The organism is Granulicella sp. S156 (assembly GCF_009766105.1).
GTDB lineage: Bacteria > Acidobacteriota > Terriglobia > Terriglobales > Acidobacteriaceae > Granulicella.
This window is the reverse complement of sequence record NZ_LMUH01000026.1, coordinates 749,585-765,017: the sequence shown is the minus strand read 5'-3', so window position 1 is coordinate 765,017 and position 15,433 is coordinate 749,585. Positions and strand designations below refer to the sequence as shown.

16 protein-coding genes are annotated in these 15,433 nt (G+C 58.4%); 6 read left to right on the top strand and 10 right to left on the bottom strand.

The annotated features are described in order from the left end of the window. Positions 1–168: 168 nt before the first annotated feature. The gene (locus GSQ91_RS24590; RefSeq protein ID WP_158824371.1) at positions 169–846 is read left to right on the top strand and encodes an HAD-IA family hydrolase; all 678 of its coding nucleotides are present in this window, start codon (positions 169–171) and stop codon (positions 844–846) included. Positions 847–901: 55 nt separating this feature from the next. Here the strand turns inward: GSQ91_RS24590 and GSQ91_RS24585 are convergent, their stop codons facing one another. The 6 genes from GSQ91_RS24585 to GSQ91_RS24560 form a co-directional block, all read right to left on the bottom strand. Continuing rightward, a complete protein-coding gene (locus tag GSQ91_RS24585) occupies positions 902–2,542 on the bottom strand; it encodes a DUF4097 family beta strand repeat-containing protein (RefSeq protein WP_158824370.1) in 1,641 nt (546 codons plus the stop codon). A 1-nt stretch (position 2,543) separates the two neighbouring features. Next, a complete protein-coding gene (locus GSQ91_RS24580; RefSeq protein ID WP_158824369.1) occupies positions 2,544–3,854 on the bottom strand; it encodes a hypothetical protein in 1,311 nt (436 codons plus the stop codon). 2 nt (positions 3,855–3,856) lie between these two features. After that, complete coding sequence (locus GSQ91_RS24575; RefSeq protein WP_158824368.1) at positions 3,857–4,675, bottom strand: anti-sigma factor; 819 nt, start codon at positions 4,673–4,675, stop codon at positions 3,857–3,859. 10 nt (positions 4,676–4,685) lie between these two features. After that, on the bottom strand, positions 4,686–5,360 hold the full coding sequence (locus GSQ91_RS24570) for an RNA polymerase sigma factor (protein WP_254064864.1): 675 nt from the start codon (positions 5,358–5,360) through the stop codon (positions 4,686–4,688). Positions 5,361–5,651: 291 nt separating this feature from the next. Beyond that, the gene (locus tag GSQ91_RS24565; RefSeq protein WP_254064863.1) at positions 5,652–6,176 is read right to left on the bottom strand and encodes a superoxide dismutase family protein; all 525 of its coding nucleotides are present in this window, start codon (positions 6,174–6,176) and stop codon (positions 5,652–5,654) included. 90 nt (positions 6,177–6,266) lie between these two features. Continuing rightward, a complete protein-coding gene (locus GSQ91_RS24560) occupies positions 6,267–7,055 on the bottom strand; it encodes a TIGR03435 family protein (RefSeq protein WP_158824596.1) in 789 nt (262 codons plus the stop codon). Positions 7,056–7,216: 161 nt separating this feature from the next. Between GSQ91_RS24560 and GSQ91_RS24555 the strand changes: the two genes are divergently transcribed. Further along, positions 7,217–7,822: a thymidine kinase gene (locus GSQ91_RS24555; protein ID WP_158824366.1), complete on the top strand. Its 606-nt coding sequence runs from the start codon at positions 7,217–7,219 to the stop codon at positions 7,820–7,822. Positions 7,823–7,895: 73 nt separating this feature from the next. On the opposite strand, the gene GSQ91_RS24550 is transcribed toward GSQ91_RS24555, so the two are convergent. The 4 genes from GSQ91_RS24550 to trpD form a co-directional block, all read right to left on the bottom strand. Continuing rightward, on the bottom strand, positions 7,896–8,717 hold the full coding sequence (locus GSQ91_RS24550) for an alpha/beta fold hydrolase (RefSeq protein WP_158824365.1): 822 nt from the start codon (positions 8,715–8,717) through the stop codon (positions 7,896–7,898). Between the two features lie 180 nt (positions 8,718–8,897). Next, complete coding sequence (locus GSQ91_RS24545) at positions 8,898–10,106, bottom strand: MFS transporter (protein ID WP_158824364.1); 1,209 nt, start codon at positions 10,104–10,106, stop codon at positions 8,898–8,900. 24 nt (positions 10,107–10,130) lie between these two features. Further along, the gene (locus GSQ91_RS24540) at positions 10,131–10,508 is read right to left on the bottom strand and encodes a VOC family protein (protein ID WP_158824363.1); all 378 of its coding nucleotides are present in this window, start codon (positions 10,506–10,508) and stop codon (positions 10,131–10,133) included. Between the two features lie 131 nt (positions 10,509–10,639). Further along, entirely contained in the window at positions 10,640–11,656 is a 1,017-nt protein-coding gene (gene trpD, locus GSQ91_RS24535) for an anthranilate phosphoribosyltransferase (RefSeq protein WP_158824362.1), read from the bottom strand. Between the two features lie 360 nt (positions 11,657–12,016). Between trpD and sucC the strand changes: the two genes are divergently transcribed. The 4 genes from sucC (at position 12,017) to ndk (ending at position 15,381) form a co-directional block, all read left to right on the top strand. Further along, a complete protein-coding gene (gene sucC, locus GSQ91_RS24530; RefSeq protein ID WP_158824361.1) occupies positions 12,017–13,189 on the top strand; it encodes an ADP-forming succinate--CoA ligase subunit beta in 1,173 nt (390 codons plus the stop codon). A gap of 37 nt (positions 13,190–13,226) precedes the next feature. After that, a complete protein-coding gene (locus GSQ91_RS24525) occupies positions 13,227–13,610 on the top strand; it encodes a four helix bundle protein (protein ID WP_158824360.1) in 384 nt (127 codons plus the stop codon). A gap of 23 nt (positions 13,611–13,633) precedes the next feature. After that, positions 13,634–14,509: a succinate--CoA ligase subunit alpha gene (sucD, locus tag GSQ91_RS24520; RefSeq protein WP_158824359.1), complete on the top strand. Its 876-nt coding sequence runs from the start codon at positions 13,634–13,636 to the stop codon at positions 14,507–14,509. A 455-nt stretch (positions 14,510–14,964) separates the two neighbouring features. After that, positions 14,965–15,381, top strand: coding sequence for a nucleoside-diphosphate kinase (ndk, locus tag GSQ91_RS24515; protein ID WP_158824358.1), 417 nt, complete (start codon positions 14,965–14,967; stop codon positions 15,379–15,381). The last annotated feature ends 52 nt before the right edge of the window (positions 15,382–15,433 follow it).

Sequence of the window (15,433 nt, the reverse complement as noted above, 5' to 3'; positions counted from 1 at the left end):
GAATCAATTCATTGCGCCCCGCAATTCTAGAAATCACGAGAAGAAACACCGAAAAAGATGTTTTGTCTTTAGGGGTCACATTTCTAGATTTCACGGGATTTCGACCTACGCGCAGCGCCTTTATGTCATTTGCACCCGATACGTTCTATCGCGCAATAATAAAAAGTGATGAGCGCCCCAGATTCTAAAGGCCTGAAGATCAGCGTTCGAGCTGTCCTTTTCGATATGGACGGCGTCCTCATTAGTTCTATCGAAGCGGATGAGCGAAGCTGGCTGAGGTGGGCGAAGCTGCATGGAATGGAAGCCACCTTCTCCATACACAGCACACATGGCCGGCGAACCATCGATACGATTCGTGCTCTCAGGCCTGATCTCGATCTGACGACTGAGCTCGAACGAATGGAAGACTTTGATGCGGAAGACACTGCGGGTCTTACCGTTTATCCCGGTGTTCGCGAACTGCTCGCTGGTCTACAACCGACACAGTGGAGCATCGTGACATCAGCTTCTGATCGGGTTATGCGGCATCGTCTGGGAACTCTTGGCTTGCCGGTACCGCCAAAGGTCGTCACGTCCGAAAGTGTCAGCCTGGGCAAGCCGAGCCCGGAGCCCTATCAGCTTGGAGCCTCACAACTTGGATTGATCCCGGCCGATTGTCTTGTAATTGAAGACTCTCCGTCGGGTATCCGCGCAGCAAAGACGGCAGGCTGTTTCGTAATCGCCGTGGCGTCTTCTCATGCTCCGGAAGAATTGAAGGAAGCCGACTGGATCGTTGAGTCCCTGAAAGAACTTGAGCTGGACTCAGCAGCTGATAGTGATCGGCTATTTTGTCACCGCAGCTCGTGACGATGAGGTCTCAAACAGTTACTGCTCCCGCGTAACAAGGAGAGAGGTGTCGTGATTAGGCGTCGGGAGGCGAAGGCACAGCCGGTACTTTGGGCAAAGCTGGTACCTTCGGAACTTTCGGCATCATGGGGCGAGGTGCTGGAGGAGGCTTAACGGTGATGCGAGGCGCGACAGGCGGAGTCGGTGGCAGAGGCGCGACGGAGCTCTTACTGATCGTTACATCGCCGTCGCTGGTGTCGACCTTTACGGAGGGACCGCCGTTGCCGACTGTTCCGGTCAGCACGTTGACGTGTGCCGTCTCCATTGGCTCCAAGCCAAAGTCATTTTCGATATCACCGTTTTTCGTCTGTGCCTGGAGAACAAATCCGGCGTGTTCCGGCACTCCCAGGTCGACGGAACCGTGTTGATTGGAGATTGTGATCTGATTTAGTGGCGACGTGTTTGTTACATTGACGCTGCCGTTACGATTGGTGAGCTGTACGCTGCCCTGTACCCGGTCCAGCGTGATGTTCTTCTCCCGGGTGACGAGCACCACCGGGCCAAGCACTTGGTCGGCCTGCAACTCCGCACGAGAGATCTCGCACTCGCCATCGATCCGCGCGGCTTGGAACTGGGTACGGCTGGTCTGGAAGCTAATGGTTCCGTTGATGCGCTCCAGGTGTGTCGTTCCCAGGAAGTCGCCATGCAGCGTCAGGGGCCCGACGATGTCGGAAGCGGTGATGTCGCCAGAGTGGCCTTCGATCGTGACGATTCCTTTGACGCTATGCGCCGATACACTCTCGTCGTCGTCATTGACGTGAGCCTGTACCGCACCATCGATGCCGCTCAGGTCAACCTGTCCGTGGTTCGCGGTCAGCGTGACATTCGCATGGATCTCCGAAACTTCCACATCGCCGCGTCCTGCTGTGATGGCAAGCGCGGTGTTGTGCGGGACATCGATGGTCAGGTCTGCCTGTCCGCCTCCCACATCCGCCACGTCCAGCAGCAGATTGGCTCCGTCGGGTTTCAGCGTCGGCTGTAGCTGAGCTTCTTTTGTCTCTGCGTCACTGTCACTCCATGCATAGGCCTGCTTGTGGACGTTGACGTGGACTTGTCCGTCTTCACTGGTGCCCGTTACCGTCACATCGCCGTGCGGGCAATGGATCGTGAGCATCCCGCCGGGAGGGATGGCAGCGCTGGCGGAGTCGTCAGCGTCGTGCCGATCTCCGAAGGCGTGGTCCCAATTTGAAAAGCCGTGTCCGAAGTTGCGTTCCTTCCACTCCATACCGCGCCTGGCAGCTCGCGAACTTGCTCCAACGATGGCCAGAAGGATGAGGAGCATAATCACCCCACCACCGAGGGCTCGTGTGCCTCGCGCTGGGTTATCACTGTGCAGATACTGGTCGATGGCCCATTCGAGGAGCAGTATGACGCCCGCTCCAATCATCACGAACGGCCAGTAGCCTGCGTACCAGTCCAGGGCATGTGCCCACGAGAGCCTGCCGGTCTGTACCAGGAAAAATATGATGCCCACCGTAAGGATCACCAGTGGACCGACGATCGATCCGCGTCGCATGGTTCGCATCTGTATGCGAGCTTGGGCACGCTGCATGCGGGCCTGCTGCTTTAGTACGCGTTGCTGGGCCTTCCAGTCATTCCGGTTGTACGGTGGTGGATACTGTGGCTGACCGGGTGGAGGCGGCGGATAGGAGCTCATCTTACTGCCCACCCTTTGCTGAATCGTCTGTGGCGGGCCATTGTGGAGCGTGTGCTTCAGCAACTGGCGCTGTGTAGGGGGGCGTATAGCCTGCCGATTGCGGTGTGCCGGGTATGAAGTTTGTAGGAGCAATGTAGTGTGGACGGCCTACAGAGCGTTCCAAAAGTAAGATTGCTCCCAAAGCGATGACCAACACCGGCCAGGTCTGCCCGAATGTCATTACATGTGCTGCCTGCAGAGCAAAGAGGATAGCGAGGATCATCAGCATGACAGGGGCGCGGAGGATGTAGACGAATTGGGCGCCCGCAAATTCACCTTCAGTCCCATCCTTTGTCAGGCGGCTTACACCTCCTGCCCAACCCAAGCGGCGGATAAATACCCACGCGGAGAGTGCGGCAAGCAATAGAGGAAACACCCATCGTCCGTCGAGACGGAAGAAGGAGGAGTCGATATTGGCCAACAGGAATACCAGTCCGAGGCCGATCAGCCAGATCGCACCCACCGGAAAGCGCCGCGCCGGAACCACCGGCGCTGGCGGTATGGTTGCATCTGTTGCTGTCGGAGCATAAGGGGCAGTGTAAGGTGCCTGGTAGTGAGTCGAACCCCAGCTTGCCGAGGTCTGTTGCGAGTCGGTCGGCGGCGTATTTAGGTTCGCGTCTCTGTAGGCCTGCTGGCGAATCTCTTCCGCTGCGGTTGTTTGCTGTGCAGCTGTGTTCCCAAACTGAGTTGGTGGAACGTAGCCTACCCAGTCGGCGGGTGCTGCCGCAGGACGCGACGTGCTTCCGGGCCAGTTTTTACCGAAGCCCATACGGTCGCCAATGTCGTTGAATCCGAATGGATCGGGTAAGGGCAGTCCATCTCGACGAGCCTTGGCTGTGTGGTAAGCCTCAAACGCCTGGTAGAAGATCCAGCCTGCGACGAAGACCCCGAAAACATCACTCGCGTGATCGGACAAAAACACCAGCACTGCGAAGACCACCAGGTGAGCGAAGCCCTTAGCAACCTGACCGTTGTACATGGCGCCCACACCGGGAATCAGGCCAAGAAAGCCTGCCAGCAAAGGACTCGGTTCGCCAGACGATGGCGGGGGAGGCGGAACAGGTCCGCTTGTTGGGGGAGGGACGCCCGGTCCCTGGGCTGCGCCCGCTGTTTGGGCTGACCCTGCGATGCGAGCTTCCAGACAGGACTCGCAGAATACTCCCGAGCCTACCGTTCGCACCGTCTCCCGTGTCAGAGGACGCCCGCAGTCCTGGCAGAAACCTACCCGTTCGCCGCCAGTAGCGTGGCCCTGATTTGTTGTCTCGTCAATCATGGCTAGGCTCCCTTCCTGAGCGCTGCGTTGCGGGGCATCGGGAGCACAAGTTCGCTCGTGCCTTGGGGCGGCGCGTCTTTCTTGGCTGGCTTGTCCTGGGGAGCCGTGGTTCCATTCGAATCCGGTGTCTGGTTGCTCGATCCATGCGACCGGTCCAGCGTGCCCGGAATATTCTGTTCGTCGTCGTTATTGCGCAGATCGTTTACACGCGACTCCACTTGATACACCACGCGCAGATTCTGGAAGGAACGGGTTGCCGAAGCGCCCATGTCCGCTACCGCCCGGCGCAGCGACGAAGGGCGCAGGCTATCGGCACGTAGATCGCTTAGCCGGACGCCCGTCATGTTCAGCGTCAGAGCGATAGAGAAGAACGCCATCGCCGCCGTCATCGCCAGCCGAGGCTGGAAGCCCATACGGGCATTCTCGAGGGAGAAGATGTCGGCCAGCTTGCCGCGGAGGGCCGAGATGCGGGTGCTCCACCCGTTTCCGGTCTCACGGTGGAAGGGCGGGATCGCGAGGATCGGAGCGGCTACAGGAACAGGGGAGGTTGCAGCCGCCTGTGCAGCGCCCGTCGTCTCCGCCAGAATCCGTTGCAATAACGCTGCGGGCGGTTCGGGGGTGTGGCCCTTGAGCATCGCCATCCACGCGGCTCCGCGTTGTGCCTCGGCCAGTTCATCAGCGCAGGAGACGCAGCCCGCCAGATGTTTGTCGAATGCTCTCCGCTCGGCGTCGCTCAGCGTGCCGTCTACGGCATCCGGGCACATCGCCTCGCATACGGCGCACGCCATCGTGTTGCTATCAAACTCGTCGAATTGGCCCATGTTTTCCACCCTACATCACCTGCCCTTCTATACGCTTCAAAAGCTTTGCCAGTTCACTGCGTCCGCGGCTGATGCGGCTCTTCACCGTGCCTTGCGGAACGCCGAGAATCTCGGCAATATCCTTGTAATCCATATCTTCGAGGTCGCGCAAAATCACCGCCTCGCGCAAGTCTGGCGACACCTGTGCCAGCGCCTGCTGAATCTGGGCCCGAAGTTCCAACCCGGCCATATGATGTTCCTGCCCAGGCCGTGTGTCTGCTAATTTCTCTGCTTTTGAGGGCCCGTCATCTTCACCGTCATACGTCTCATCCAGCGAGTCGCTGACGCGATCCATCCGCGAGCGGCGATAGCTGTCGACGAGCAGGTTGCGCGTTAGCGTCGTCAACCACGTCGTAAAGCCGCCTTTGGCCGGGTCGAAACTGGCGAGGTTCTTGAACATCTTCAAGAACACTTCCTGCGTCAGGTCTTCAGCGTCCGTTGCCGACCCGGTGAAACGATAACAAATTCCGTAGATCCTGCGATGCTGTCCGGTCGCTAATTTTTCCCAGGCGTCCGCATCTCCCTGCAGGCACCGCACTGCCAGCTCGGCAAGTCTGGCTTGCTCGGCTACCGCTGCGGCGCGTTGCTCCTGTATCTGCGGGAGCTGCGATTGCGGTTCCTCGGGCGACAGTCGCGCTTCCGTCATAGGTTTCTCTTGCACGGGCAAAAGCTCCGGCCGGGAGTTGCGCCCGGCTGGAGGTATCGACGGCTCGCGCCGCAGAATTCGCCCCCCCAGCAGCATTCGGCTATCGCGTTCAAATATCGCCGGAATAGTCGCCGTTGCCATAGGTTGTAATACGCAGCCGGTGCCGGTGCGGTTCCCAAAAAGCTGGGATTAGGGATCAAGAACTCGAAAAATTAAACCGTACTTCACCCTAGCACCTAAATGACTCATAGGAAAGGCACTTTCTTGCGGCTAATCCCTGATCCCTTGTTCCTAGTTTTTGATCACTCCGCAGGCGATCCGATTCCCTGAATTTCCGCTGGGGTCAGTCTTCTCGTCGTCGGCCTTTTCATGCACGACGATGGAGGTGCCGCCATTGGCGAACAGGGAGTTAGGTGCCACCGGGTCAAGGGAGATCGAGCCCAGCACAAAGGTTGCCGTGCCGTTGTGGTCTTCGCCGATATCCACGCTTGCCGGAAAGTCCCCATTGTGGTGACCCATGTCATTCATATAGCCGTGCTTCTTTCCATCGGGATTGAAGTGGCCGCCCGCGCTCTTGAAGTCCGGGGCCTCACAGGACGCGTTCTGGTGGATATGCACGCCGTGAGGGCCGAAGGGCAGATTCTTCAACTCGAGCTTCACTTTGACGCCCTTTTTCACCGTTTTGAAGGTGGCTGTGCCGGCGTCCTGCCCGGTAGACGTCTTGATCGCCACTTTAATCTCTTTGGGACCCTGCGCCACCGCAATAGACATCCCCAGTGCCAATCCGCCAATCGCAAACCATCCAGATCGCATCATCAACTCTCCCGTACAAGAAGTACCGCCAGAATACGCTCAATACCGGAATGTCATCTACTGTGGCCGCAGCTAGATCACTGAAAAATTCCGTTAATCCTCGGACGGTTTCTCTATGTGATCGATGACAAGATTGTCCACCGGTCCCTTTTGGGCTTCTAGTTTGAGGCCAAGCTGCTGCTTTAAGGCGTCGAAGAGTGACGGACGGTCGAGGAGTTCGGGAGGCAGGTTCTCTTTGGGGAAGTCGGGCGGGAACTCCGGGACAAAGGACAGAGTGAAGTCGTAGCTCTTATCCAGGCTGGTTCTGTCGATTACGGGACGCCCGTCCCACTGGAGTTGCTGGTCGAGCCACCAGCAGAGATATTGCATGGGAACCCTGGTTCCAATAAATTCGTTGTCTTTGCCGGGAAGGATTGGAATCTGGAGGGCCTGCCCGCTTCCATCGGGCTTCATCTTCAGCCCCGATTTATCCACCGTAAGCACATACACGGGACCTTCCTTGATCTCCTTATGGAATCTCAGCTTGAACCGATCCGCCAGCAGATTCTGGAACATCACGTGGAGATCGTCGATGCCATACGAATGGTCCGTCCTTGCTTCAATATCGAAGTTCTCGGAGTCGAGCCAGTCCGGGCCGCCTGAGATCTGTCGCATGGGAACCTTGTACATCAAGCTGATGATGAGTTTCACGTGAATGTTCTGAGCCGTATATCCAGTTCCACCGGGTAGCGGTTTGATCCCGCCGTTGCGCAGACCCGGTTGAGAGGGCTTGATCGTTGCCACATCGAACGTCAGTCGAGCCGGTTTCTCTTGTCCGTACGCGAAAGAGACAGATATCAGGCCAATGACTGCGGCCAACACAAACAACCTGCACTTGAGCATGGGAGACCTCATATCGACCGTGACCCTCGTAATGCGAGGTTTCGTGGCATCTCTCGAGAGACACAAACGGAGAACCGGCTTACTTATCCACTGCGTGTATCCGTCGCCGAGATTACGATAATTCAAGTATCAACTCCACTCAACGAGGCCACCGCCAGCCCATGCAGACCCAGCCCCCCGGCGTGCTTGAAGTCATCACCGGCCCCATGTTCTCCGGCAAGAGCGAGGAACTGATCCGCCGCCTTAAGCGTGCGCGCATCGCTCGCCAGCGCGTGGCTTGCTATAAGCCTGACATCGACCTGCGTTATCACCGTACGGCTATCGCCTCACACAGTTCGCAGACCCACGAGGCCACTACAGTTGCCACTGTCGAGCATCTGCGCGAGGCTTTGTACCCTCTGCTCTCAGAGGTGGAGGTCGTGGGGATCGACGAGGTGCAGTTCTTTGACATCGGGATCATTCCCCTGGCCGTTGAGCTAATCGCAATGGGCAAGCGCGTTCTGATGGCCGGTCTCGATACGACCTTCGCGGCGGAGCCCTTTGGCCCGGTTCCCAACCTAATGGCCATTGCGGACAAGGTAACGAAGCTTTCCGCTGTCTGCATGGTTTGCGGTGCGTCGGCGATTCATACGCAGAGGCTGGGGCAGAGCCAGGAGTTGGTCGTGGTGGGAGCAGCAGGCCTATATGAGGCCCGTTGCCGTGCGCACTTCTCACCATTCACCGATGAGCTTGGCTCCGAGCAGTTGGAACTGCCTGCGGTTGGGTAGTAATGGTCTGTTTTCGCCGTCATCCTGAAACGAAGCTGAAGGATGACGGCGAAAAACGACGGCGGCGGTCTTTCTAGCCTTTGATGAAGGCCAGCAGGTCGGCGTTGATCTCGTCGGCGTGCGTCGTGCACATTCCGTGCGGGAAGCCCGGGTAGACCTTCAGTGTCGCGCCCTTCACGATCTTCGCAGACAGCAGCCCTGCCGCTCCGATCGGTACAATCTGGTCGTCGTCGCCATGCAGAACCAGCGTGGGGATGTCGATCTTCTTGAGGTCTTCGGTGAAGTCGGTTTCGGAGAAGGCTTTGATCGTGTCGTACTCGCTCTTGTGCGAGCCCAGCATCCCCTGGAGCCAGAAGCTGTCGCGAACACCCTCAGAGATCTTGGCGCCGGGGCGGTTATAGCCATAAAACGGCAGGGTAAGGTCCTTGTAGAACTGTGACCGGTCTGCGACGAGGCTGGCCCGTAAGCCGTCAAAGACCGAAAGCGGCAGGCCGCCGGGATTCTTCTCCGTCTTCAGCATCAGTGGCGGGACCGCGCCAATCAGAACCGCTTTGGAGACTCGCTTGGTGCCGTGCCGGCCGAGGTAACGCGCAACTTCGCCGCCACCGGTCGAGTGGCCGACCATCACAGCGTCCTTCAGGTCGAGCGCTTCGAATAGCTCAGCAAGATCGTCGGCATAAGTGTCCATCTCGTTGCCGTCCCACGGCTGGCTGGAGCGGCCATTGCCGCGGCGGTCGTGGGCGATGACGCGATAGCCTTGCTGGCCGAGGAACAGCATCTGCGCGTCCCAGGCATCTGCCGTCAACGGCCAGCCGTGCGAGAACACGATGGGCTGACCGGTGCCCCAGTCCTTGTAATAGAGGGTGTTTCCATCTTTGAGGGTGAGGATGCTCATTGAAAATTCTCCTTATTGGGTTCAGTGCGGGGATGTTCGTATGACGGGGAGCGCTTATGGAGGTGGCCGTAAGCGTAGTTTTGGTATGCCCATACTAGCTCTCAGTCTTGTGTGTCCTGTATGAAGTTGACGTTACGACGGCTGGCATTGAGTTGCCGTTCTGCTGGAAAAGATAAAGGCTTACCCTTTGCGCATCAAGCGCACCAGCGGTAGTAACGCCACGCAGGCGGCGAGGCTTACCAGTGCGTCGGTACGCAACTCTCCGCGCAGACCGCCGTGGCCGTAGGCCCAGCCGTCGAGTGCGCCCATGTAGCTGATGGGCAGGGCCGTCGCCGAGGTCAGCAGGCCGAACTGCGTCGCTGCCAGAGGGTTATTGCGTCCGATCGTATCGAAGGTAATGGCTACAGCGGTCGAGAACGAAAGTGCCTGGAAGATGTTCTCTCCCAGGATGGCTGTCGCGAAGGTTGCCGGGGCGTGGGGGAGCGCCAGCAGGCTCAAGGTAAAGAGTGCGCCTGCGATGCCCACTACAAAGTACAGCGGTAGAATCCGTATCTTCTTGGCCAGCAGAGGCAGCATCAGGCAGCCAAACGCGCCGGCCAGCATGAGCATGAGTGCGCTGATGCGGCTCACAAACTGGGGGCTGGCATGGAAGTCCTGGCCTATTCCTCCGAGGTTGTTGGTCATGGCGAAGGAGCCTGTCGGCAGCAGGAACAAGGGCAGGGCTACCAGGACCTCGCGGCGTTTAAAAAGGGCCAGGAGCTCTCGTCCGAAGGCGCCAAAGCTTTCCGCGAGCCGCTTTGCCTGGGTGAGGTTTTCGAGAGGGACCGGCATCCATAGAAAGATGACGGCTGGCAATACGACCAGCGTGCCCAGCAGGGGCGCTGTGAGAGAGGGAGGTAACACCCGGGAGAGCTCGCCCGGAAGGACGGCCATCAAGGCATAGCCCAGGTAGCTTCCCACCTGGGTCCAGGCGCTGAGCTGGGCCTCATCTTCGCGGCGTACGATCGTCCCGAGCCAGCCGCCGAGCGCGTTGGAGCTCAACATGGCCGAGGCGTACCCGATGGTCAGCAACGTCTCCATCGTGCGCATGTGGTGCTGCGACAAAATGGAGGCGGCCATGATGGCGCCTGCAAGGATGGCAAACAGGGCAGCGTACCACCGTCGAGAGAACCGGACATCGAGCAGGGGCCCCAGGGCAAAACCCCAGAATCCCGGCGAGAGGCACGTCGCGACGATCGCTGTGATGTAGCCCTCGGGTACACCCTGCGCAGCGAGCATCTGCGGTAACGGCACTAATAGAAATCCGCCGAACAAGCCAAGCGTCATGTTCGACATGCCCATCAACCACAGAGGGGCATATCGTCTCGGCTGGTTTGAGATTTCGGCCATGCCTTGAGCTTACAGGCTCTATTCCTAGGCCAGAGGCTGCCACAGTTCCAGGCGGTTGCCGTCGCAGTCTTTGATCCATGCGAAGCGGCCGTAGGACTGGTTGTCGCGCTTTGGATCAATCCATACGCCTGCCGCGGCGAGTTGAGTGAGCAGAGCGTCGAGGTCGTCGACACGATAGTTGATCATCGCTGCCTGCTGGCCTTCGCCGAAGTACTGCGTGTCCTGTGGGAATGCCGACCAGGCGGTCATGCCTGTGCCGGCGGGGATTTCGTCGCTCCACTGAAAGGCGGTGCCGTTGAAGTCGCTGAGGTGAAGGCCAAGATGCTCGGCGTACCACTTTGCCAGTGCCTTGGAATCGTTCGAACGAAGGAAGACGCCGCCAATGCCGGTTACTCGTGCCATGTCGCTAACCTCTCAAGATTCATTGCTTCTAATGGGTGCCCGAAGTGTTGGGATATGCAGTAAACCGCCCTTTTCCGCTCTTCGTGCTTGTGCGATTATCGCACGTATCCGGAAGGATGCCCATGACAACTCTACGTGCTTTGCAGGCTTGCAACCAGTTTTGTCACGGCGCCGGAATCGATTGTCGCAGAGGCAACGGTAACGCCTTCGTGAATATTCTGGGCGAGGCCTGCGGAGGTTAGCACCGCTGCTGCGTTCAGCAGCACGACGTCGCGTCGGGGCCCGGGTTCTCCGGCGAAGACTGCCGTTAGGATCGCTGCATTTGTCGTGGCATCGCCGCCTTCGAGGGCGGACAGCGGGGCTCGCTGCAGGCCGAAATTCTCGGGGGAGACGATATATTGGCGAACGCTTCCGTCGCGTACTTCGGCGACTTCGCTGGGGCCGCTGAGTGCCAGTTCGTCGAGGCCACCATCACCGTGAACGACGAATGCGTGCTGCACGCCGAGCATGGTCATGGCTTCGGCGACGAGAGGAACCAGCCGTGCGGAGTAGACACCCATCACCTGCCGCCGCGCGCCCGCCGGATTGAGCAGAGGACCGAGCACATGCAGCGCCGTGCGTACGCCCATCGCACGCCGTACGGGCATGACGGCCTTCATGGCAGGATGATGCGAGGGGGCCAGCAGAAAACAGAATCCTTGTTCGCGCAGGGCCTTTGCGGCGGCTTCGGGGGAGAGCGTGGTCGGAATTCCCAGGGCGTCGAGCACGTCGGCTGAGCCGCAGCGGGAGGTAATCGCGCGGTTGCCGTGCTTGGCGACTTTTGCTCCCGCAGCGGCGGCTACCAGCGCCGCTGCGGTGGAGATGTTGAAGCTGCCGCTGGCATCGCCGCCGGTGCCGCAGGTGTCCACCAACTGCTCGCGTTCCGCGTCTGTGAGGGGGAGGGTCGTTGCCACGGCACGCATGGCGGTGGCGAAGCCTGCGATCTCGTGGGCTGTCTCGCCGCGTCCGGCCAGAGCGCCGAGCAGGGTGGCAATTTCTATGTCCGAGGCCTCGCCGGCGAGGATGCGCTGCATCAGGGCGAGCGCGGCTTCGAAGGAGAGGGTCTCGCGCGCTTCGACGATGCGCCGTAGTTCTGTTTGGATCGACATTCAGCTTGAGGCTAGCAGATTTGGGGTCCAGTTCTCAGTGGTCAGTTCTCAGTTGTCAGAGGCAGACGAGTTGAGGCGGGAATTTTGCCGGTGCGTACATTCCCTCCGCGGCTAAAGCCGCTTGAGCGGTGAGCGGTTTACGTACGGCCTGGAAGGCCGTACCCTTCAAAGCACCCCATTCTGAGAACTGACCACTGAGAACTGAGAACCGGCAACGGGCGACTGTGAACCGACGGCCAAAAACGCACACTCGCACCGATAATCGTCGTGGTGGCTTGCTCCGCGTTTCCGGCACTCGCTACTATGACTGGGTCTGTATAAAGAGCGAATTGTCGCATCTTGTAGCATTCTGGAGCGCGAATGAAGATCCACGAGTACCAGGCTAAAGAGATTCTCCGGAAGTACGGCGTCCCCGTACCCAACGGGGAGATGGCCACCACGATCGAAGAGGCCGATGCGGCCGCCAAGCAGCTTTTCTCCGCCGGCAACGCGGTTGTTGTCGTCAAGGCGCAGATTCATGCGGGTGGACGGGGCAAGGGCGGTGGCGTCAAGCTGGCTCGCTCGCTTGAAGAGGCTGTCGAGTACTCGAAAAATATCCTCGGGATGCAGCTCGTCACGCACCAGACTGGGCCTGCCGGACAAAAAGTCCAGCGGCTGCTCATCGAGTCCGGTTCGAACATTGCGCGCGAGTTGTATCTAGGTCTCGTCCTCGACCGGGCGTCGTCCAAGGTGGTGTTCATGGCATCGCAGGCGGGCGGCATGGAGATCGAAGAGGTGGCGCACGAGAATCCCGACGCCATCTTCAAGGAATATGTCGATCCGGCTATCGGCTTCCAGCCGTACCAGGCGCGGAAGCTGGCGTTCAAGCTCGGCCTGGAGCCCGCTCAGATCGGCGACGCGGTGAAGTTCATGCTTGGCCTCTACAAGGCCTTCATCGAGACCGACTCCACGCTGATGGAGATCAACCCCTTCATCACGACGAAGGACGGCAAGCTCTTCGCGCTGGACTGCAAGATCAACTTCGACGACAACGCGATGTTCCGCCACAAGGATCTGAAGGAACTGCGCGACCTGAGCGAAGAAGATCCGCTCGAAGTCGAAGCCAGCAAGTATGCGCTGAACTACATCAAGCTTGATGGCAATATCGCGTGCATGGTGAACGGCGCGGGGCTGGCGATGGCGACGATGGACATCATCCAGTACGCGGGCGGTTCGGCTGCGAACTTCCTCGATGTCGGCGGTGGTGCGAACCAGGAGCAGATTGAAAATGCCTTCGGCATCTTGTTGAGCGATCCGAATGTGAAGGCGATCTTCATCAATATCTTTGGCGGCATCCTGCGTGTGGATGTGCTGGCGACGGCAGTGGTTGCGGCTGCGAAGAAGTTGAATGTGCAGCTACCGATCATTCTTCGGCTCGAAGGCACGAATGTTGAAGAGGGCCGCAAGATCATTGCGGACTCCGGCCTAAAGGTCCAGATTGGCGCCACCATGAAAGAAGCAGCCGATTTGGTCGTAGCCGCCGCGAAGGGCTAGTTCTCAGTTGTCCGTTCTCAGTTCTCAGTGAGGGATTGTGGCAAAGTCATTTCGCGAGTTGAAGGTATGGAAACTATCCATTGATCTAACGGTTTTGGTCTATGGGTTGACGGCTGAGTTCCCGAAATCCGAAATCTATGGTTTGAGTTCGCAGATGCAGCGCGCAGCAGTTTCGATAGCGAGCAATATCGCAGAGGGATCAGCCCGCGGCACCAGAAAAGATTTCAAGCAGTTTGTTTCAATAGCACGTGGCAGTAATTGTGAGCTGCAAACGCAGTTCCTGATTGCCAATCGCTTAGGTTTTGCAGAAGAGCACAGGATTGGCGAAATCGAAATGTTGTCGCATGAAGTCGGTCAGATGTTGAGTGGATTGTCGAAGTATCTTAGCCAACCGCCCAAAGTTCGACAGACTGAGAACTGACAACTGAGAACGGAGAACTAAACATGGCAGTACTGGTCGATAAAAATACGCGGTTGATTGTGCAAGGAATTACGGGTCGTGAAGGTACTTTCCACGCCAAGGGCTGCGCTGAATACGGCACCAAAGTTGTTGGTGGAGTGACTCCAGGTAAGGGCGGCACGATTCATGAGGGATGGCCTGTCTTCAATACCGTTGAAGAGGCTGTGAAAGAGACTGGCGCGAATGCGACGGTGATCTTCGTTCCTCCACCGGCGGCTGCGGATGGAATTCTCGAAGCGGCTGCGGCGGAGGTGCCGCTGATCGTTTGCATCACCGAAGGCATTCCGGTGCTGGATATGGTGAAGGTGTGGGAAGTCATCAAGACCTCGAAGTCGCGGCTCATCGGGCCGAACTGCCCGGGTGTGATCTCGCCGGGCAAGGCTAAGATCGGCATTATGCCGGGACGCATTCATAAAGAGGGATCGGTCGGCATCGTTTCGAAGTCCGGCACTCTTACCTATGAGGCGGTGTACCAACTCACGCAGCGTGGCATCGGCCAGTCAACGGCTATCGGCATTGGCGGCGATCCCATCATCGGTACGACTCATATCGATGCATTGCGTTTGCTCAATGACGATCCCGAAACCGAGGCCATCATCATGATCGGTGAAATCGGCGGCTCGGCCGAAGAGGCTGCCGCCGAGTTCATCAAGCAGTACGTGAAGAAGCCGGTTGTCGGTTTCATCGCGGGCCAGACAGCGCCTCCAGGCCGCCGCATGGGTCACGCTGGAGCCATCATCTCCGGTGGCGAAGGCACAGCCGCCAGCAAGATGGCAGCTATGTCCGCTGCCGGTATCACCGTGGTGAAGAGCCCTGCGGAGATTGGCGATGCGATGGCGAGGTTGCTGGGTAAGGCTTAGCTTTTTTAGGAAACAGGAAACAGGAAACAGGAAACAGGAAACAGGAAACAGGAAACAGGAAACAGGAAACAGGTTCGAGCTTCGCTCGGGCCTGTTTGCGTTTGTTGGTTGCCAAAGATTGGCATCGATAGGGCGCCCTTTCAGGACTTACCTTCTTCTAGATCTGTAACCCAGGGTTTCACCCTTGACGCAAAGCGCGCCACAAACATTCGCATCGCGCTCTGCGTCATCACCCTGGGCTGTGATGGTGTCGTCCCTTCGGGACTTAGATTTGTGGCTACGCCTAATGAGAGCCCTTTCCCGTACATTTCTGCCTCTGCTCGCTGGGCAAACCAGGCTGTTCAGGGCGACTTTTGTGGTGGTACATGAAGGGCGAACATTCTGAGTGAGCGGCGCGACGTGCTGTAACGTGCGTCCATTTACACTAAAAGAGCAGTCAAACTAAGGAGAATCACGTGTCACAGCGTACTTTCAGCATCATCAAGCCGGACGCCGTCCGCAAGGGCGACACCGCCGCTATCCTCGCCGAGATCAGCAAGGCGGGCTTCAAGCTTCTCGCGATCAAGAAGATCGTCCTCACCAAGCAGCAGGCCGAAGGTTTCTACTACGTGCATGCCGAGCGTCCCTTCTTCGGCGAACTCACCGACTTCATGAGCTCCGGCGTGATCTACCCGATGGTCCTCGAGAAGGACAACGCCATCGCCGACTTCCGCAAGCTGATGGGTGCCACCAATCCGGCGCAGGCCGAAGAGGGAACCATCCGCAAGCAGTTTGCCTCATCCATCGGCGAGAATGCGATTCACGGCTCTGATGCCGAGGAGACTGCGGCGTTTGAGATTGGTTACTTCTTTGCCGGTTACGAATTGAAGTAAGCGATTTGTAAGCAAGAGGACGGCGGGAGAAATATCTCCCGCCGTCCTTTTT